Consider the following 17,562-nt stretch of genomic DNA (forward strand, 5'->3'; position numbering starts at 1 on the left):
AGCCGGTCGAGTGCCGCGTCGCGGGCGGTGAAGTCCTGGATGTCACGCGGCAGGGCCAAGGTGACGGGCGCGGCGGGCCCCGCGGTCGTCCGAGGGCGCGGACGCCCCAGAGCGGCGGACTCCTCCAGCCCCGCCGCCTCGTCCGGCGTCCAGCCCCAGCGCTTCGGCCAGCGCCTTCACCGTACGGCGCTGCGGCCCTCGGGTACGCCCGCGTTCCATGTCGGCCAGCGCCCTGACGCTGACCCCGGCCGCATCCGACAGCGCCTCCTGGCTCAGTCCCGCACGAGCCCGCAGCACGCGCAGCCGCTGCCCGAAGTCCTCCGTGGAAGGTGTGCCACCGCGCACCGTCGACGTCCCCGATCATCCGGCTCGTCCGAGCGCGAGCCCCCCGGCAGAAGTATGGCGGACGGTACTTCCGCAGGCGGAACCGCCTGGGCACCCAGGGCCGTTGGTGATCGACTGAGAACAGGCGCCGGACGCCTTCCTCCCCGGGACCGACGTAGTCCCGGCGGCCGATCCCAACGGGCGGAGCCGCCGGAACACGGACCCCCGGGCAAGGGCAACTGAGAACCGCACCACGACACCAGGACGGCCTCGGCCGACGGCGAAGAGCCGCGGCCCCGCACCACTCACGGGGAACCTTCATGAACACTCCGCTTCACCACACCACGCTGCTCGCCGTCGCGGGCACGGCCCTCGCGCTGTCCCTCACCGCCTGCCAGAGCGACTCGACCAGCGAGTCGGCCCCCACGGCGACCGCTTCGGCCACCGCGAAGGCGACGGGCGAGGGCCAGGCCGGCGCGTCCGGCACGAAGGGCTCGAACGGCCCGGCGCGCTCGACGGCATCGAAGACCCCGACGGACCGCACCGGCAGCGGCGGCTCCGCGGGCTCGACCGGTGAGCAGGCGACCGCCACCACCCGGGTCTGCGCCGCGCGGGACGTCGCTGTCACCGCCGCCACACAGGGTGGTGCCCCCTACATCCACCTCGTCCTCACGGCGAGGAACACCTCCGGTCACTCCTGCCGGCTGGCGGGTGCGCCGCACATCCAGTTCCTGGAGAGCCACAAGCAGGACGTCCCGGTCGTCGCCAGGAGCAAGCCGGCCGCGCCGGTCGTGCTCACGGCGGGAGCCCCCGCATACGCCCTCGTGAAGCTGTCGGACGGCGGGGTCGACGAGGACAATGAGCCCGTGTCGGCGTTCTCCGTCGTGCTGGAGGGCGACTCCGAGGTCATCGCCGTCACCGCGCCCGGCAGCGGCGGCATCGCCGCCGACCCCGCGAAGGCCCTCACCGGCTACTGGACCCCCGAACTGCGCAACGGCGCGGACGACTTCTGACGAACGCCGCTTGTGACACACGCTGCGGGGCACGACACCGGCCCTGAGCACCCCGGCGCCGCGGACACCACGGCCCAGGCTCAGACCCGGGCCTGGGCCGAAGTGACCGTGGCTGCCGGGCCGCTGTCCACCTGGCCGCCGTCTCCACCCGGACGCGAGGCGGACTCCCGGGCGGTGCGGTGGAAGGCGGCCCGGTAGGCGCTCGGGCGGTGGCCGGTGTGGCGGGCGAAGAGGGCCCCGAAGGTGCCGGCGTCCTGGTAGCCGACGGCCGCGGCGACGGCCGCGACGGTGCGGTCGGTCGTCTCCAGCAGGTGGCGGGCGCGGCGGACCCGTGAGGCCTGCAGATGGGCCAGCGGGCTGCGGCCGGTCTCCTCGGCGAAGCGGCGCAGCAGCGTGCGGGTGCTGACCTGGAAGGCGTCCGCGAGCGTGGCGAGGTCGTACCGCTCGGCGAGGTTCTGGTCGAGCCGCCTCATGATCCGCTGGGAGAACTCCTGGCCGGGCTGGGGGAGGAGCCGTGGGTCGACGTAGGGAGCCTGAGAGGTTCGCGCATCGTCGACGAGGGCCAACCGTGCGGTGCTGCGCGCCACTTGGGCGCCGTTGTGCCGGCGGATCAAGTCCAGCGCGAAGTCGTACATGGCGCTGAAGGCGGCCGTTGTCGTCACCCCCCTGTCGGTGACGACCAGGTGCTGGGGCTGTACGTCGGCGTCCGGGCAGCGGTCGGCCAGTTCGGCGGCGTACAGCCAGGAGGTGGTGGCCCGGCGCCCGCCGAGGAGCCCGGCCCTGGCGAGCAGGAACGAGCCGACGCAGAGGGAGACGACGGCGGTGCCGGCGGCGGCCTGCGCGCGGATCGCCGCGATCTCGGGGGCGAACCGGGAGAGGCAGGCGTCGAGATCCGTGTCCGGCCGTAGTTCGAAGCCGGGGACCACGAGGACGTCGACCTCGCGCAGGGGACGCACGTCCAGGGTCGCGCCGCCCGAGGCGGTGACCCGGCGGCGGGGCGAGACGATCGACACCCGGTAGCCGGGGCCGTCCGGTCCGGCGACGTGCCCGGCCATCGTCAACAGGTCGGGAACGCCGAACACTTCGGACGCGAAGCAGCCCGGGTACGCCAGGACTCCGACGCGCAGCGCACCCGGTGGCGCGCCCGGACCCTCGTCCTTCCGTGCCTTCCGTGCCGCCGCCTCAGCCATCGCTTCCGATCCCCCTGGTACTTCCGGCCGCGGCGCGCCGCCCGCGTACCGCCCGCCCTTCCACTGCGCTTGGCGAGATTACCCCTGGCCTTGGCGATCCCGCCTCTCAACCGGTGGCCGGCCATGGGACGAGGCTGGTCCCATGAGCGACGACGACCCGATCACGGACTTCGACCGCCGGAGCGTGGACGTGGAGGGGGTGGAGAAGACGGTGTACGTGACCGGGGCCGGGCCCGCGGTCGTGGTGCTGCCCGAGATGCCGGGCAGCAGCCCCGACGTCCTGCGGCTCGCGCGCTGGGTGCGGGACGCGGGCTTCACCGTCCACGTGCCCTCCCTGTTCGGCACCGACGGCGCCTTCCCCACGGCCGAACGCGGCCGGGACGTGGTCCGCCGCGCCTGCGTCAGCGCGGAGTTCCGCGCCTTCGCCGGCGGCGGCACCAGCCCGGTGACGGTCTGGCTGCGCGGCCTGGCGCGCCGGGCCCACGCCGAGTGCGGTGGGCCGGGGGTGGGTGCGATCGGCCTGTGCTTCACCGGCAACTTCGCCCTCACCATGGCACTGGAGCCGGCCGTGATCGCCCCGGTGGTCAACCATCCGTCGTTGCCGCTCGACGACCCCGGCGGGCTCGAACTCGACGAGGCGGACGCGCGCGCGGTGAGCGACCGGCTCGGGCGCGACGGACTCACCGTCCTCGCCTACCGCTTCGAGGGCGACCGCTGGTGCACGGGGCAGCGCTTCGCCGCCTACCGGAAGCTGCTCGGCGAAGCCTTCGACGGGCGCGTCCTCCCGGACAGCGCCGCGAACCCTGCCCCACCGCCCTTCTTCGCCGACGTGGTCGGCACCCCGCACAGCGTCGTCACCGCCCATCTCGTCGACGAGGCCGGCCACCCCACGGTCCGGGCCCGCGACGAGATCCTCGCCTTCCTCACCGACCGCCTGCAAAGCAATACGTGACGACCCCCGTGGCCGGCGGGTGCCATTCATCGCTCCGATAGCATGTTCGAGCTTGTGATGGCTACCGTCATGGCTTTCCGTCCAATTAATCCATATCGAACAAATCGGCTGAACGATTGATATCCAAAACGGCGCGGGTGTTTTCAACAGTGAACGGCAGAGCCGCGTTGGCCGCGTGCCGTCAACGGCGAGTCATGGTGTGGGCCGCGGCATGCGTGGCGGCTCTGGGAATCCTCATCACGCTGGAGATCTCCGCACGCCGCTACGGTCAACCGGGGCCGATCACGGACCAGCTGAACGGGCTGATTCTCGCCCCGAAACCGGGACCGCTGTACGGCGGTATGGCGTTGATGATGGTCGTGCTCACCTGGCGGCAACGGTTCATCGCCGCCGGTGCCGCCATCGGCATCGACGCCGTCTTCGTGCTGGTGCGCTGGGCGGTCGGCGCCAGGACGGCCGACGGTCACTTCTTCGGCAACGGCGCGTTGTGGGTGATGCTGGGCTGTGCGGTCATCGCCGTCACGCGCCGCACCGGCCCCGAACGCGTCCTGCTTCTGAAGGGCGTCGGCCTGGGCCTGCTGCTGGTGGCCGGCCGCAAGACCGGCGACACCTGGCTGCTCATCACCGCGAAGACCCGGCCGGCGGTGCTCGACCAGTACGTGGCGACCGCCGATCACGCCCTGGGCAACCCGTCGTGGCTGATGGGCCGGATCGTCGACGCCACCGACCCGATCGGCCCCCATGTCCTGCACTTGGTCTACGCGCAGCTCGCGGTTGCCGCGGTCGTCGTAGCGCTGTACCAGCTGCGCGATGTGGCGGCCGAGCGCCGTTTCCCACGCCACCACCTGGTGCGTACCTTCCTGGTGATCGGCCTCCTCGGGCCGGCCGTCTACATGATCTTCCCGGTCGTCGGGCCCGTCTTCGCCTACGGGCCGGGCGCCTCCGGCACCGGTGGCGTGGAGTGGGCGGCGGCCGATCTGTGGCCGGGCACACCGCCGACGATCAACGCCCCGCACCCGATGCCGTACGACGGGATCACCCCCCGCAACTGCATGCCCAGCCTGCACACCGCGTGGGCCACCGCGATATTCGTTCATTCCCGCAGGGCCCCACGGATTCTGCGATTCGCGGGCACGTTCTGGCTGATCGCCACGCTGAGCGCAACGCTGGGATTCGGCTACCACTACGGCGTGGACCTTGTCGCCGGCGTGGTCTTCGCGCTCACGATCGAGGCAGCACTGCGCGCACTCGACCGCGGCTGGGACCGCCGAGGAATCCAGCTGGTCGGCTACGGCGCCACGGTCTTCGCCGCGCTCCTGGTGTCGTACCGCTACCTGCCGATGGAGATGGCCGGACATCCGTGGGTCTTCGGGCCACTCCTCATCCTGGCGATGACCTCAGTCATCTACGGCTACGTACGGACCACCGAACTGTGGGAACCGAAGGCCGCACCGACACGGCAGCCGGAACCGCGACTCGAACCGGTTTGATTCGAGTCCCATCAGGCGAACGTTCCCGTTCGACGGCCCTGCCCGGGCAGCGCGCCGGCGTCCTCACAACCGCCGCGCTCCCGGGCAGGGCCACTTTTGTGATCAAAGACCGCAGGTCCGGGAAGGCGGGTGGATCAGCGCAGTCCGGCGAAGAGGTCGTTCTCGGGCACGTCCGCGCCGGTGGTGTCCTGGACGCGTACGAAGGTCTCGACGCCCATCAGTTCGGTGAACCTCTCCTGGCCCATCCTGAGGAAGAAGATGTTCTCGCCCTGGCTGGCGTGGGCGGCCAGGGCGTCGAACTTCTGACCGCCGAAGGCGGTGGTGTCCACCCAGGTGGTGATCTCCTCGTCGGGGAGCCCGATCTCGGCCATCGCGGCGGCCTCGGCGGGATCCGGCTCCTGCCAGTCCGCACCGAACTCGCGCATGACCTCCCCGAACCGCCGCATCATCGAACGGGGTGCCGTCGTCCAGTACACCTTCGGTGTCAGCCCGGTCATCGTCAGCGCCGCCATCGTGATGCGGTTCGCCTGGATGTGGTCGGGGTGGCCGTAGAAGCCGTTCTCGTCGTAGGTGACGACCACATCGGGCCGGTAGCGGCGCATGAGTTCCGCGAGTCGGGCAGCGCCCTCCTCCACGGGGGTCTGCCAGAAGGAGCCGGGGGCGTCGTTCGTCGGCCAGCCCATCATCCCGGAGTCGGCGTAGTCCAGCGTCTCCAGGTGACCGACCTTCAGAATGCCGCAGCTCGACTCCAGTTCCTGACGCCTCATCAGGGCCACGGCTGCCGGATCGTGCCCGGGATCGCCCGGCTTGACACCCCCCGGCCCGTCACCGCAACCCCCGTCGGTACACGTCACGAGGACCGTGCGAACACCCTCCGCCGCGTACCGTGCGAGAACGCCTCCCGTTCCAGTGGCCTCGTCGTCGGGGTGGGCGTGCACCGCCATGAGGGTCAAGGGCCGGTCATTCATGAACATTCCTCCTGTGTGATAACGCCTCGGTCCGATTCTGCGGCAGCCCAGGGAAGGCGCGGGCATCGGCTGACCGGGCGTACTGCGGACCCGGGGGACCGGATCGCGCCGAGCGGACGATCTCCCCGCCCCTCCATGCCCCGCCCGCGCGCGCCGGTCCCTCGGCTGGTGCAACAGTGCTGCCCCGATCAGCTGTTCCCGCCTCGGACGACACGCCACCCCACGGTCAGGACTTCTGGTGCGGTTCTTCGCCCACACGATCCACCACGGCGCGCTCGAGCACCGCGGTGGTCCGCAGCACGCTGCCGGCCTTGCCGATCGCCGTGTCCTCCTGCGTGACGTCGCGGAAGCCGAGGAAGGCGTACGTGGACTTGTCGAAGATCCACTCCTGGCGGTCCTCGGCCTGACCTTCCAGGGTGATGGCGACACCGGGCCTGCCCGCGGCGTCGACCGCGTCGGGGACGACCGTGGTGCCCGGTATCCGGGCGGCGACACGGTAGGGGAACGCCGTGGTCCGCGGGTCCACCGACTCCTGGAGCATGCCGCCGAGATACTCGAAGACCCACGGCATGCTCACCGAGGGGCGCCTGTTCCCCTTGGTGTTCTCAGCGTTGTCCATCTGCCGGTGTGGCGCCGGCGGTGAGGGCCGCGCGGAAGGAACGCACGAGTCTCATGTCAGTCCCGGTGTCTGGAGGGGGTGGTCAATGTCCGTGCGTGGTACGGGTGTTGCCGGCTACTGGGATAGCGTCCGCCGTGACGGCGGGTCAATGGTCTGGACCAAAAAGGGACTAGACCAATTCTCGCACGCGCGGAACTCTCCCCCTGCGCAGAGCCCATGGCGGCGGACTGGACCACGCTCGAACGTTCAACCAGGTCACGTCATCGTCGGCCCGACGGTCCGACGGCCGACGGGAAACTGCCGCCCTCGATCGGCCGGCACCGGCCTGCGGCCACAGACTTCCCGGCCGCGGCGACCCCGGCGGAAGACGCACGGTTCACCGGTCGCCGGTAGCCTGACCGCCGTGATGGTCGGCAGCGGGGAAACACGATTGGTCGTCCTGCGCGGCAACAGTGCCTCGGGCAAGTCGTCCGTCGCGGGAGGTATCCGCGAGAGTTCGGCCGTGGTCTGGCCCTGGTCGGCCAGGACAACCTCCGCCGTGTCGTGCTCCGCGAGTGGGACCGGCCCGGAGCGGCGAACATCGGCCTGATCGACCTGACGGCCCGCGACGCACTCGACGCCGGGTATCACGTCGTACTCGAAGGCATCCTCTACGCCGACCACTACGGCGACATGCTCACCCGGCTGCGCTCCGACCACCGTGGTCCGACCCACAATTACTACCTGGACGTGCCGTTGGAGGAGACCCTCGCCCGGCACGCCACCAAGCCGATCGCCGACGACGTCGACGACGCGAGGCTGCGTGACTGGTACCGGCCGAGTGATCTGCTGCCCGGCGGGTCCGAGACGGTCATCGGTGCCGGCAGCGCCCTGGACGAGACCGTCGACCGCATCATGCTCGACACCGGCCTGGCCCACCTGCCCGCCCTGGACCGCTGACCGGGGTGCTCGCCGGTCCACTGCCGGGGACGGAGCACGCCGGCCGCATGCGAGCGATGGGGGAGGAGTGCCTGTGTGCGCGGGGAGATGCCGAGGCGTGCGTGGAAGCTGTGGCCCTGTGTGGTGAGACGGTCTCCGTCGGAGGCCCCGTGTTCGACCGGCCGTGACCCGAGACCTTCCAGGGCGCAGAGGTGGGGGCGGTCCCGAATGCCGGGACCGCCCCCACGTGAAGTTGCCGATCGCCCGTCAGTGCCGGGCCGTGTCCTTGACCGCCTCCTTGGCCTGGCGGGCGTTGCCCGCGGCCTCGGCTGCGTGGCCCTTGGCGATCAGCTTCTCGTTGCCGGTGGCTCGTCCGACTGCCTGGGCGGCCTTGCCGACTGCCTGCTCTGCCTTGGCCCGGGCCTTCTCACTGGCGGCCATGCCGTTCACTCTCCTTTGGCTGCTGCGTGAGTCCTCGCTGTGCGGATGACCTCGCTCGGCGCCGGCAAACCTACGGCCAGAGATTCGCACTCAGTATTCGCCGCGGCGAGGCCGCGGTGCATCAGATGTCGCGCAGGGGGAATCGTGCGTGGCGTGCGCGTGCCCTTCGCTCCTTGGAAATAACTCATAATTTGCGTGCTTGTAGGGGCGAAGTAAGGGCATCCGGTGGCCAGGAGGTTGATAACAATGGTTCCCCTGCTTCTGGTTCTTCTGCTGGCTCTGATCCTCTTCGGTGCGGGCTTCGCCCTGAAGGCACTGTGGTGGATCGCGGTGATCGTGCTGGTCGTGTGGCTGCTGGGCTTCGTCGTCCGGTCCGCGGACGGCACGGGCCGCAAGGGCCGCTGGTACCGCTGGTAGGCGCGGTTCCTCTGTGAGGAGCGCCGCCGGCGGCGGAGATTGACGTGGGGCCCGGCCGGGAACGGCCGGGCCCCACGTCGTGCATGAGGGCACATCCCGCTCGGGTGGCGGGGATGGGTCGGGCGTATCGGGCGCATCGAGGGGTATGTGTGCCATGCACCGGCCCCGTGGAAGCCGCAGTGGAACCCTGCGCCTCCTGCCTCTGCGGGGCCGGTGCCCTGCTGCTCCTCTTTGCTCGTACGGAGCGGTCCGGTCGCACGAGCGCCGCGGAAGGGGCGCATGGCCGGCGGACGCCATCGCCCGCCCGCCTCGGGCCCGGCATCAGCCGACGTGCTTGGTCCGGCTCACCCACTGCGGCAGCGTGAGCCGTCCGACGGTGGGAGCCGGCTTGCGACGAGCGGGCCGCAGGTGACCGTGCCCCGGCCGGCCGTCGGCGTATCCGTGTTCGTCGCGGTGGTTTCCACTGGTCAGGGAATGCCGCAGGAGAGACAGCTGCGGTGCCACGGCAGCGAGGCAGTCGTTCTCCTGACGGTCCGCCACCGCTGTCCGGTCGCCATCGCCGATCCTGCTGAGAGCTTCAATCATGGTGAGACCTCCGTTCGCCCTCTCACCTTCGCTCAGCGACGGCCCCTCGCGCGTCGTCCCACCGCAGCGATTCCTGGCTACCACGACTGCGGTACCCGGGACGCCCGTCTACAGCCGGGACAGGCATGCCGGTACACGCAGCGGAGCGAGCACGCGCTGGTCAGGGCACCGCGGTGGCCAGGCCGCACTGGTAGGCGATGACCACGAGCTGGGCCCGGTCGCGGGCCGCGAGCTTGGTCATGGCCCGGTTGACGTGGGTCTTCGCGGTCAGCGGGCTGACGAACAACCGCTCGGCGATCTCGTCGTTCGACAACCCCAGGGCCACCAGAGCCAGGACATCGCGCTCCCGTGGCGTCAGGCACTCCAGGCGCTCGTGCACCTCTCCCGTGCAAGGGTCCGGCTGGGCGAGGAAACGCCTGATCAGCGCACCTGTGGCCGCGGGTGACAGCAGCGCGTCGCCGGCGGCGACCGTGCGGACGGCCTCGACCAGTTCCTCGGGACGCGCGCCCTTGCCCAGGAAGCCACTCGCGCCCGCGCGCAGTGCTTCGGCCACGTGCTCGTCGTCCTCGAAGGTGGTCAGGACGAGCACCTTCACCGCTGCGAGATCCTCGGACTCGCTGATCAGCCGGGTGGCGTCGAGGCCGTCCATCTCCGGCATGCGGATGTCCATCAGGACCACGTCAGGGTGCCGGGTCCGCGCCAGTTCCACCGCCTCGTGACCGTTGGACGCCTCGCCCACCGTCTCCATGTCACCGGTGGACTCGAACAGCATCTTGAAGGTGCCCCGCAGCAGGGCCTGGTCATCGGCAAGCAGTACGCGAATCGTCATGCCCGTCTCTCCTCGGTGTCTCGCCGACCAGCCGACCGGGGCGCAGCGGAAGGTCGGCCGTCACGTTGAAGCCGCCCTCCGGGCGCGGCCCGGCGCGCAGCCGGCCGCCGACCGTGGCCACCCGCTCCCGCATCCCGATCAGCCCGTGCCCGGTACCGGCGGGCGCGGGCTGGTGCCGCGCGGTTCCCCCGTCGTCCTCCACGGTGATCGTCAGCCGCTCGGGGTGGTGGTGCAGGATCAGCCGGGCGTGGTCCGCGCCGGCGTGCTTGCGTACGTTGGTCAGGGCTTCCTGGACGATCCGGTAAGCGGTGAGGTCGACCGCCGGTGCCAGCGGGACGGCGGTGCCGTGGCGGGTGAGTCCCACGGCCAGCCCCGCACGGGCGAAGGACGCCAGGAGCACCGGTATGTCGGCCAGCCCCGGCGCAGGGGTGCGCGGTGCGACCGGGTCGCCCGACTGCCTCAGCAGTCCCACGGTCACCCTCAGCTCGTCGAGGGCCGACCGGCTGGTGTCCCGGATGTCCTCCAACGCGGTCAGTATCTGTTCCGGCCGGCGCTTCGCGAGATGGGCGGCCACGCCCGCCTGGGCGTTGATCAGCGCGATGTGGTGCGCGACGATGTCGTGCAACTCGCGTGCGATGCGCACCCGTTCGGCCGCCACCCGCTGCTGCGCCTCCTGTTCACGGGTGCGTTCCGCATGCACCGCCCGTTCCTCCACGGCCGCCACATAGGCGCGGCGGGAGCGCAGACCGTCGCCGACAGCGGCCGGCAGCGCCGTCCAGGCCAGCAGTGCCACGTTGTCGGGGTTCAGCCATGAGCGGGGGGCGCACAGAATGGCGGCGCCCACCAGAGTGGCGGCCGAGGCGGACGCGGCCATCCAGGTGGTACGCCGGTCGGTCAGCAGGGCCACGGTGTAGACGGACAGCAGAACCGGGCTGAGGACCAGCGGGCTCTCCCGGAATCCGAGGACCAGGAAGCCCACCCCGCAGCCGAGTGCGACGGCCAGTACGCCGATCGGGTGGCGGCGCCGCCGGACGAGTGCGGAGCAGCCGACTCCCGCCAGCACCACGCCGGTCCAGCGCAACGAGAACCGGTGCTCGTGCGGTTCGATCGAGGCGGCCACCACGGACAGCAGGAACAGGACGGCCAGGCCCAGCGCCTCCACCACGCCTCTCCGGGCCGGCGTTTGCCGACTTTCGTTGCTGATCACCACCATGCCCCCACCGTAGGGTCGGCAGCGGGATCGGGCATCGCGTGGCGGCCCCGGCAACGATGTGTCCGGCGCGGCGGCGTGCGTCCGACGAGAGTGTACGTTCGTACATTCGAGAAGGTATGCTGCCGCGCATGCCGACGGACTACTTCGCGCAGGACCCGCGCACGAACCTGGAGCGCATGGAAGCGGGCGATCTCTACATCGCCGACGATCCCGAGATCGCTCAGCGCCAGCAGCGCGCCGTGCGCCTGGCCACCCGTTACCAAGCGGCCTACGCGGAGGACGCCGACGCCGCGCAGACGCTGCTGCGGGAACTGCTCGGAGCCCTGGGCGAGCAGGCCCATCTGCGTCCGCCGCTCCACGTCGACTACGGCAGCAACATCACCGTCGGGGCGCGCACCTTCGTCAACTACAACCTCACGGCGCTGGACGTCGCGGCCATCACGATCGGCGGCGACTGCCAGATCGGGCCCAACGTCCAGTTGCTGACTCCGACCCATCCGCTGGAGCCGAAGCCGCGGCGCGACAAGCTCGAAGCCGCCCGGCCGATCACCATCGGCGACAACGTGTGGATCGGTGGCGGCGCCATCGTCCTGCCCGGAGTCACCATCGGGGAGAACTCCGTCATCGGTGCCGGTGCCGTCGTCACCAAGGACGTGCCCGCGAACGTCGTCGCCGTCGGCAATCCCGCCCGCGTCGTGCGGAGTCTGTGAGCCTGCCGTCATGGCCACCGGACACACCGACCCCCAGCGCCGCGCACGCATCCTCGACGCCACCCTCGACCTCATCGCCGAGGAAGGCATCGTCCGCGTCTCCCACCGGAAGATCGCGGCACGTGCCGGCGTCCCCCTGGGATCGATGACCTACCACTTCAGCGGCATGGACGAGGTGCTGCGAGAAGCCTTCAGACGCTTCACCGACCACATCGTCATGGTGTTCGACGACCACCTGGCCGCTCCGGCCGATCCGGGCCGGGCCCGGGAGGCGGTGGCCGACCTCGTGCACGTGCTGTCCGAGGGGGACAGGCGCGACCTGGTGCTCACCCAGGAGCTGTACACGCTCGCGGCTCGCCGGCCCGACTACCGGGATCTCACGCATGAGTGGATGCGCCGCAGCCGTGTCCATCTGGAGAAGCACTTCGACGCCGACACCGCTCGGCAGCTCGACGCGCTCATCGAGGGGCTGACGCTGCACCGAGCGCTCTCGCGTCAACCCCACGACCGCGCCCTGACGCTCGAGGCGATCAACCGCATCACCGCGGCCGGGGAGCGTTCCCCTTGACCGCCCGTGCAGCACGCACCTGACCGGTGCTGCACGGGCTCCCCGGCCGTCCGCCGGAAGGCGTGCGGACGTGTCGTCGCGGCGCCGATTCACCGGATCCGTGACTTCGCGGGAGCCCCAAGAGAAACAACAGGAATTCTCGATTCACCGTTGATGTTCAAACGCGCGGTCTTGATGGCTGAAAAATTCGCGACTCTCTTGATGGTTGTCATGACCAGTACTACGCTCTGGACATGTCGGACACTGTTCTCCCAACTCCGTTGTTCGAAGCCCTTCCTGGTGTCTTTCTGAAGTGTGAGTTCCTGCATCCGGGGCGCAGTCACAAGGCGAGAGTGGCCCGGGCGCTGATCGACGACGCCGAACGGCGTGGGCTCGTCGAACCAGGCGGATCCACGGCATTGATCGAGCGTACCGGCGGAAATCTGGGAATCGGGCTCGCCATCGAGGCGAGAATACGCGGCTATGAGCTCGTACTGATCACCGACCCGGGATATTCGAAAACCAAGAAGCGGCTGGCCGCCCGGCTGGGTGCGACGGTAGTGGACCGGGGGGTCAGCTTTCCCGACTGCGAGGACAACGAAGCCGCTGTGCAGCGGATGATGCGCAGTGAACCCGGGCGTTACCACTATTTGAACCAGTTCGGGAATCACGCGAATCCCACGGCTCACGAACGGGGTACCGGAGCGGAGATCCTGGCCCAGCTCATCGGTCGCGGATACGGCCGTGACACCACGGTGAGCATTGTCAGCGGACTCGGCACCGGAGCGACCGCGCGAGGCGTCTCGTCGACCCTGCGGCAATGGTTCGAGCGTGTCCGTGTGATCGGAGTCGAGCCGCCGAACTGCGACCTCAAGACCGATGTCCATGGCAGTCACGGCCTGCAGGGATTCTCGGTCGGGCAGCCGGCTCCCTTTTTCCCGAGCGGTGAACTGGACGGCATCGTGCCCGTCACGGACGAGGAAGTCACCGCGGCGGAGCGCACGCTGTCCGCGACACACCGCCTGTTCGTCGGCCCCAGCAGCTGCGCCAATTTCGCGGCCGTACTCAAGGTCCGTCCTCCGGGTACCGGAAGTCCTTCCTCCCGGGGCGTGTGCGTCTCCTTTCTCTTTGACCGCGGGGAGGACTACGAATGAAGGACACCGTGCCGATCCGGCGGATCCAGGCGGACATCAGAGGGATCCTGCGTCCGGTGAGCAAGGGGCTCGCGCGCAGCGGACTCGGCCCGGCGGCAGTGCAGGAGCTGATGGCGGACGTCCCGCTGAGGGTGCTCGAGGACCTCTACGCACTGGTGGTCCGGGACCCGGCGGCCGCCTCGAGCCCCGTCTACGCGTACGAGAGCTACCTCAGCTTCCGCGCGCTGCTGGCGCACCGCGTGGCCCACGTGCTGCATCGGACAGGCGCCGCCCTTTCCCAGGGCCGGCAGACGGACAACGGGATCGCGATCGCCGCCCGGTGTGTCGCCGAGACCGCCAAGCGGCAGAGCGGCGTGGAGATCCACCCGGCGGCCGTCATCGGCAGCCGCGCGGTCATCGACCACGGCTACGGCACCGTCATCGGCGAACAGGTGCGCATCGGCAGCGACTGCTACCTGCTCCAGAACGTCGTCCTGGGCAGCCGGTCGATCCGGAGCGGCCCCGCTCAGTGGGCGGGCAGGCGGCATCCCCGGATCGGGGACCGCGTCGAGATCGCCGGGAACGTCTCCGTCTACGGACCGGTCAGCATCGGTGACGACTGCCGCATCGAGTCGGGCGCGCGGATCACGACCGACGTCCCCTCGGGCTCCCGCATCCGGGTGATCTCCGTCCTCCAGGTCACGAGCACCGGCGCGAGACGTCCGGCGGGTCTCGCCGAGGACATCGAGGACATCGACGGCGTCGAAGAAGCCGTGTAGGGGGCGTGCGTCCATGCGTCTGATCGCGCTCAGCGACGACCAACTGCGGGCGGGCGGTGGCCTGAAGTGGGGCCGCGCCCCCGACGACGTCGTCCCGGCGGACATAGCGGAGCTGGACTTCGCGGTGGCACCGCCCATCCGCGCGGCGCTGTCAGCCGCCGTCGAACGCTCCGCGCTCGGCTATCCCGACTACACGGCAGGCGCTCCGGCGCGCCTGGCCGAGCTGTTCGCCGACCGGACGCGGCGCACCGGCGGCTGGCGCCCGGACGCGCGGGCGGTGGAGGTCTGCGCGCAGATCGTCCAGGGCTTGTGCTGCGTGATTCTCGCCTTCACCCGAGATGGTGATGAGGTGCTCGTCCACACTCCCACCTATCCGCCGTTCCTGGAGGCGATCCGCTCGCTAGGGCGCCGCCCGCTGCTGCTGCCCGTGGGGAACATCGGCGACGACGCCGTGGCGGCCGCCTGGGCCGGCGTGGAACGGGCCCGGCGGTTGCGCCTCATCCTGCTCTGCCAGCCGCACAACCCGACCGGTCACGTCTTCGACCCGGCCACTTTGGAGGCGCTCGCCGGCCTGGCCGCGCGCCGGGACACCGTCGTCTTCACCGACGAGGTCCATGCGGAGATCGTCTACGACGGGACGGAATGCCGTTCGATCGCCTCCGTACGTGAAGCCGCCGAACGCACTGTCGTGTTCACTTCGGCGGCGAAGAGCTTCAACATCGCCGGGCTCCGCTGCGCCGTCGGCCACTTCGGCAGCGACGAGCTGCACACGAGGTTCCGGACGCTGCCGTGGCACCTGCGCAGCGGGGCCAGCGCGCTCGGGGTCGCGGCCACGATCGCGGCGTGGGAATCATGTGGAAGCTGGCTGGATCAATTACGGGCGCAATTGAGCATCAACCGAGCCAGATTGGCAGATTTCATATCAACATTCGAGCAAGTGCAATACACGCCGCCGGCTGCCACCTATCTTGCGTGGATCGATCTTCGGGGTGCGGGTGTCGACTGCGACGCCCGTGACGTCCTGATGAAAGCGGCAAAAATCTCGGTGTTGCCTGGTAGTGTCTTTGGCGCATCGCTGGGCGGATTTGTCCGTTTCAATTTCGGCACGTCGGAAGCCCGCCTCGAAATTCTGCTGCAAAGATTTGGTCACGCTCTCGACGCGTGCGACGGGAAAGGATGAAAGTAATGAAGGTCATTGGTCTCCTCGGCGGCATGAGCTGGGAGTCGACGGTGTACTACTACCAGGAGCTCAACCGAGGGGTCCGGGATCGCCTGGGCGGTCTGCACTCGGCCCGCTGCGTGCTGCACTCCGTCGACTTCGCCGAGGTGGAGAAAATGCAGGAGCGAGGAGACTGGGCGCAAGCGGGAGAGTACTTGGCGAAACACGCCCGCCAACTGGAACTGGCGGGCGCGGACTGCGTACTGATCTGCACCAACACAATGCACCGTGTCTACCCCGCGATTCAGGAGGGCCTCGGTGTTCCGGTCCTGCACATCGCCGACGGTACCGCGGACGCCCTGGAGCGGGCCGGAGTGGAGAAAGTCGCTCTGCTCGGCACGCGGTACACGATGGAGCAGGACTTCTACCGGGACCGCCTGACGGCGCGCGGGTTCGACGTCCTCGTCCCGGAACCGGAGGAGCGGGCCCGCGTCCACAAGATCATTTACCATGAGCTGTGTCTCGGCCACGTTCTCGACTCGTCCCGCGACACCTACATCAGGATCGTCGAAGGGCTCGCCGCCCGCGGCGCCCAGGCGGTCATCCTCGGCTGCACGGAGATCGGCCTGCTGATCGACGAACAGACCAGCCCGCTGCCGGTCTTCGACACCACCCTCATCCACGTTCAGTCAGCCTTGGACTGGGCGCTCAGCTCGTGACCGCGCGGGCGCGCACGGAGCCGCTCGACAGGCTTGACGCCACGCTCCGCGCCCGCAAGGGCCTGCGGCTGCGCCTCGTGTGCCCCTCGCAGGAGTTCAGCGCGGAGGAGATGTCCTTCGGGGTGGGCCGCTGGCTGTCCTCCTCCCGGGGACTCTGGGAGTCGCTGCGTGTGGCATCGGAAACCGATCTCGCCCTGGTCATGCTGCAGGCCCCCGCGATAGGCGCCGATGTCGAGGACTACCTCCTGCGCATCCTGCCCGCGAGCCCGGCGTCCGCCGCCGACCGCCGTGCGCGGCACGCCCTGGTCGAGATCGACGACGACAGCGACCGGCACCTGAGCGAGAAAGTCCTCGACGACGCCCGTCTCGTCCGGCGCCTGCGGCGGACCGTCGCGCTGGCACGCCGCTCCGGGCACACCGTCGAAGGCCTGGCGTGCTTCGCCTCAAGCCCGCGCATGGCACACCTCGCCCAGGCCCTGGGAACCGACCTGCTGGAGGCCGATCCCCGCACGCTCGGCTGGGGCCACAAGTCGGGCAGCAGGCAACTGTTTCGGGCGGCCGGTGTACGCCACCTCCCCGGCTCCTACGTCGCCGAACACGGTGTGGCGTCGCTGGCCGTCCGGCTGGCGACGCTGGTGCGCCTCCACGGCCCCGGCCACTGGGTCGTCAAACTCGACCACGGATTCGGGTCCGGGCACGGCAACGCCTTCGTGGCCGTCGACTCGGACCGCCCGTCCATCGTGGAACGGGAACTCTGCGCCTCCCTGAGCCCGATGGGCGCAGGCGTCCGCCGGGCACACTTCCTGCGGTGGCTCGGCACGGTGGGCGCCGTCGTGGAACGGCGTGTGGAGGCGGGGCCCGGCGGCGCCGTCCAGCACCCCAGCGCCCTGGGGCACTTGCGTCCCGAGCCGGACGGATCCGTCCGAGTGGAACTGCTGGGCGTGCACGACCAACTCGTGGGAACCGCCGGTGACTACCTCGGCTGCCGCTACCCGGCCCATGCCGGGTACCGCGACGAGGTGGAGCGCCAGGCGCTGAAAGCCTTCGCCGCGCTCGCCGCGCGGGGCGTCCGCGGCCACGTCGGCATCGACTTCATGGCGGTCCGCGCCGGCCGCCGGGGCGAGGGCACCGCACTGTTCGCCACCGAGATAAACATGCGGCAGACGGGCAGCACCCACCCCAACCGCACCGTGCGGGCCGTACTTCCCCTGCACGCCGCCGTACCCGATCGGCTGGTGGCCCCTGACGGCCGCGACGTGTTCTTCCGCGCGACCGACAGCGTACTGTCCCCGTCGAGCCGCGGAACGTCCACCGCCACACTGATCACGGCCCTGCACCAGTCCCCCCGGCTCCGCCTCGACCGCGACGCCGGACGGGGTGTCGTCCCACACCTGTGGCCGGCGCTCGCCCGCTACGGGAAGATGGGGGTCACGGCCATCGGCAGGTCGGCGGCGGAGTGCGAGCAACTCGTCAGGGAGTTCAACCAACTGCTGGACACACTGGGTGAGTCCAGGCCGCGTCCCCGGCCCGCGTGACCCGCCCAGGGGCTCGCCCCG

General features: G+C 70.2%; 19 protein-coding genes and 1 pseudogene. 12 read left to right on the forward strand and 8 right to left on the reverse strand.

Annotated elements, in window-relative coordinates; all coding sequences use genetic code 11:
* Positions 1–42: 42 nt before the first annotated feature.
* Positions 43–345 carry a helix-turn-helix transcriptional regulator gene (locus ABZ478_RS22390; protein WP_359552128.1) on the reverse strand — a complete coding sequence of 101 codons (303 nt, stop codon included), beginning with the start codon at positions 343–345 and terminating at the stop codon, positions 43–45.
* Between the two features lie 299 nt (positions 346–644).
* Here ABZ478_RS22390 and ABZ478_RS22395 point away from each other — a divergent pair, with 299 nt between their 5' ends.
* The gene (locus tag ABZ478_RS22395; protein WP_359552130.1) at positions 645–1,337 is read left to right on the forward strand and encodes a DUF4232 domain-containing protein; all 693 of its coding nucleotides are present in this window, start codon (positions 645–647) and stop codon (positions 1,335–1,337) included.
* 80 nt (positions 1,338–1,417) lie between these two features.
* On the opposite strand, the gene ABZ478_RS22400 is transcribed toward ABZ478_RS22395, so the two are convergent.
* Positions 1,418–2,527, reverse strand: a complete 1,110-nt coding sequence (locus ABZ478_RS22400) for a helix-turn-helix domain-containing protein (protein WP_359552132.1) — start codon at positions 2,525–2,527, stop codon at positions 1,418–1,420.
* A 142-nt stretch (positions 2,528–2,669) separates the two neighbouring features.
* Between ABZ478_RS22400 and ABZ478_RS22405 the strand changes: the two genes are divergently transcribed.
* Together ABZ478_RS22405 and ABZ478_RS22410 are read left to right on the forward strand one after the other, a co-directional pair.
* Entirely contained in the window at positions 2,670–3,479 is an 810-nt protein-coding gene (locus ABZ478_RS22405; protein WP_359552133.1) for a dienelactone hydrolase family protein, read from the forward strand.
* Between the two features lie 194 nt (positions 3,480–3,673).
* Positions 3,674–4,969, forward strand: a complete 1,296-nt coding sequence (locus tag ABZ478_RS22410; RefSeq protein ID WP_359552135.1) for a phosphatase PAP2 family protein — start codon at positions 3,674–3,676, stop codon at positions 4,967–4,969.
* 134 nt (positions 4,970–5,103) lie between these two features.
* On the opposite strand, the gene ABZ478_RS22415 is transcribed toward ABZ478_RS22410, so the two are convergent.
* Positions 5,104–5,937: a PIG-L family deacetylase gene (locus ABZ478_RS22415; protein ID WP_359552137.1), complete on the reverse strand. Its 834-nt coding sequence runs from the start codon at positions 5,935–5,937 to the stop codon at positions 5,104–5,106.
* Between the two features lie 226 nt (positions 5,938–6,163).
* Positions 6,164–6,514: a hypothetical protein gene (locus ABZ478_RS22420; RefSeq protein WP_359552139.1), complete on the reverse strand. Its 351-nt coding sequence runs from the start codon at positions 6,512–6,514 to the stop codon at positions 6,164–6,166.
* 448 nt (positions 6,515–6,962) lie between these two features.
* Here ABZ478_RS22420 and ABZ478_RS22425 point away from each other — a divergent pair.
* Positions 6,963–7,495: pseudogene (locus ABZ478_RS22425) on the forward strand (kinase).
* Between the two features lie 246 nt (positions 7,496–7,741).
* Here the strand turns inward: ABZ478_RS22425 and ABZ478_RS22430 are convergent.
* Positions 7,742–7,915, reverse strand: coding sequence for a CsbD family protein (locus ABZ478_RS22430; RefSeq protein WP_359552141.1), 174 nt, complete (start codon positions 7,913–7,915; stop codon positions 7,742–7,744).
* Between the two features lie 246 nt (positions 7,916–8,161).
* Between ABZ478_RS22430 and ABZ478_RS22435 the strand changes: the two genes are divergently transcribed.
* Complete coding sequence (locus ABZ478_RS22435) at positions 8,162–8,332, forward strand: hydrophobic protein (RefSeq protein WP_070029835.1); 171 nt, start codon at positions 8,162–8,164, stop codon at positions 8,330–8,332.
* A 321-nt stretch (positions 8,333–8,653) separates the two neighbouring features.
* On the opposite strand, the gene ABZ478_RS22440 is transcribed toward ABZ478_RS22435, so the two are convergent.
* From ABZ478_RS22440 to ABZ478_RS22450, 3 genes are all read right to left on the reverse strand, one after another.
* A complete protein-coding gene (locus ABZ478_RS22440; protein WP_359552143.1) occupies positions 8,654–8,917 on the reverse strand; it encodes a hypothetical protein in 264 nt (87 codons plus the stop codon).
* 160 nt (positions 8,918–9,077) lie between these two features.
* On the reverse strand, positions 9,078–9,746 hold the full coding sequence (locus tag ABZ478_RS22445) for a response regulator transcription factor (RefSeq protein ID WP_359552145.1): 669 nt from the start codon (positions 9,744–9,746) through the stop codon (positions 9,078–9,080).
* A complete protein-coding gene (locus tag ABZ478_RS22450) occupies positions 9,718–10,959 on the reverse strand; it encodes a sensor histidine kinase (protein ID WP_359552147.1) in 1,242 nt (413 codons plus the stop codon). Before ABZ478_RS22450 ends, ABZ478_RS22445 begins: the two co-directional genes overlap by 29 nt.
* Before the next feature lie 128 nt (positions 10,960–11,087).
* Here ABZ478_RS22450 and ABZ478_RS22455 point away from each other — a divergent pair, with 128 nt between their 5' ends.
* The 7 genes from ABZ478_RS22455 (at position 11,088) to ABZ478_RS22485 (ending at position 17,541) form a co-directional block, all read left to right on the forward strand.
* Positions 11,088–11,669 (forward strand): sugar O-acetyltransferase, encoded by a 582-nt coding sequence (locus tag ABZ478_RS22455; protein ID WP_359552149.1) that lies wholly within the window; start codon positions 11,088–11,090, stop codon positions 11,667–11,669.
* A gap of 10 nt (positions 11,670–11,679) precedes the next feature.
* Positions 11,680–12,237, forward strand: a complete 558-nt coding sequence (locus ABZ478_RS22460; RefSeq protein ID WP_359552151.1) for a TetR family transcriptional regulator — start codon at positions 11,680–11,682, stop codon at positions 12,235–12,237.
* Positions 12,238–12,470: 233 nt separating this feature from the next.
* Positions 12,471–13,370: a pyridoxal-phosphate dependent enzyme gene (locus ABZ478_RS22465; protein ID WP_359552153.1), complete on the forward strand. Its 900-nt coding sequence runs from the start codon at positions 12,471–12,473 to the stop codon at positions 13,368–13,370.
* Complete coding sequence (locus ABZ478_RS22470; protein WP_359552155.1) at positions 13,367–14,128, forward strand: DapH/DapD/GlmU-related protein; 762 nt, start codon at positions 13,367–13,369, stop codon at positions 14,126–14,128. The genes ABZ478_RS22465 and ABZ478_RS22470 overlap by 4 nt, the downstream gene beginning before the upstream one ends.
* A gap of 13 nt (positions 14,129–14,141) precedes the next feature.
* Positions 14,142–15,308 carry an aminotransferase class I/II-fold pyridoxal phosphate-dependent enzyme gene (locus ABZ478_RS22475; RefSeq protein ID WP_359552157.1) on the forward strand — a complete coding sequence of 389 codons (1,167 nt, stop codon included), beginning with the start codon at positions 14,142–14,144 and terminating at the stop codon, positions 15,306–15,308.
* Between the two features lie 5 nt (positions 15,309–15,313).
* Positions 15,314–16,006 carry an aspartate/glutamate racemase family protein gene (locus ABZ478_RS22480; protein WP_359552159.1) on the forward strand — a complete coding sequence of 231 codons (693 nt, stop codon included), beginning with the start codon at positions 15,314–15,316 and terminating at the stop codon, positions 16,004–16,006.
* The gene (locus ABZ478_RS22485) at positions 16,003–17,541 is read left to right on the forward strand and encodes a hypothetical protein (RefSeq protein ID WP_359552161.1); all 1,539 of its coding nucleotides are present in this window, start codon (positions 16,003–16,005) and stop codon (positions 17,539–17,541) included. Before ABZ478_RS22480 ends, ABZ478_RS22485 begins: the two co-directional genes overlap by 4 nt.
* The last annotated feature ends 21 nt before the right edge of the window (positions 17,542–17,562 follow it).

The organism is Streptomyces sp. NPDC005706 (genome assembly GCF_040631045.1).
Classification (GTDB): domain Bacteria; phylum Actinomycetota; class Actinomycetes; order Streptomycetales; family Streptomycetaceae; genus Streptomyces.

What these genes read in the sequence shown, in the direction of transcription:
- ABZ478_RS22460 (WP_359552151.1), top strand. Translation starts at nt 11,680, where the DNA reads ATGGCCACCGGACACACCGACCCCCAGCGCCGCGCACGCATCCTCGAC.
- ABZ478_RS22405 (WP_359552133.1), top strand. Translation starts at nt 2,670, where the DNA reads ATGAGCGACGACGACCCGATCACGGACTTCGACCGCCGGAGCGTGGAC.
- ABZ478_RS22450 (WP_359552147.1), bottom strand. Translation starts at nt 10,959, where the DNA reads ATGGTGGTGATCAGCAACGAAAGTCGGCAAACGCCGGCCCGGAGAGGC.
- ABZ478_RS22400 (WP_359552132.1), bottom strand. Translation starts at nt 2,527, where the DNA reads ATGGCTGAGGCGGCGGCACGGAAGGCACGGAAGGACGAGGGTCCGGGC.
- ABZ478_RS22440 (WP_359552143.1), bottom strand. Translation starts at nt 8,917, where the DNA reads ATGATTGAAGCTCTCAGCAGGATCGGCGATGGCGACCGGACAGCGGTG.
- ABZ478_RS22480 (WP_359552159.1), top strand. Translation starts at nt 15,314, where the DNA reads ATGAAGGTCATTGGTCTCCTCGGCGGCATGAGCTGGGAGTCGACGGTG.
- ABZ478_RS22395 (WP_359552130.1), top strand. Translation starts at nt 645, where the DNA reads ATGAACACTCCGCTTCACCACACCACGCTGCTCGCCGTCGCGGGCACG.
- ABZ478_RS22455 (WP_359552149.1), top strand. Translation starts at nt 11,088, where the DNA reads ATGCCGACGGACTACTTCGCGCAGGACCCGCGCACGAACCTGGAGCGC.
- ABZ478_RS22410 (WP_359552135.1), top strand. Translation starts at nt 3,674, where the DNA reads ATGGTGTGGGCCGCGGCATGCGTGGCGGCTCTGGGAATCCTCATCACG.
- ABZ478_RS22435 (WP_070029835.1), top strand. Translation starts at nt 8,162, where the DNA reads ATGGTTCCCCTGCTTCTGGTTCTTCTGCTGGCTCTGATCCTCTTCGGT.
- ABZ478_RS22430 (WP_359552141.1), bottom strand. Translation starts at nt 7,915, where the DNA reads ATGGCCGCCAGTGAGAAGGCCCGGGCCAAGGCAGAGCAGGCAGTCGGC.
- ABZ478_RS22465 (WP_359552153.1), top strand. Translation starts at nt 12,471, where the DNA reads ATGTCGGACACTGTTCTCCCAACTCCGTTGTTCGAAGCCCTTCCTGGT.
- ABZ478_RS22475 (WP_359552157.1), top strand. Translation starts at nt 14,142, where the DNA reads ATGCGTCTGATCGCGCTCAGCGACGACCAACTGCGGGCGGGCGGTGGC.
- ABZ478_RS22445 (WP_359552145.1), bottom strand. Translation starts at nt 9,746, where the DNA reads ATGACGATTCGCGTACTGCTTGCCGATGACCAGGCCCTGCTGCGGGGC.
- ABZ478_RS22470 (WP_359552155.1), top strand. Translation starts at nt 13,367, where the DNA reads ATGAAGGACACCGTGCCGATCCGGCGGATCCAGGCGGACATCAGAGGG.
- ABZ478_RS22415 (WP_359552137.1), bottom strand. Translation starts at nt 5,937, where the DNA reads ATGAATGACCGGCCCTTGACCCTCATGGCGGTGCACGCCCACCCCGAC.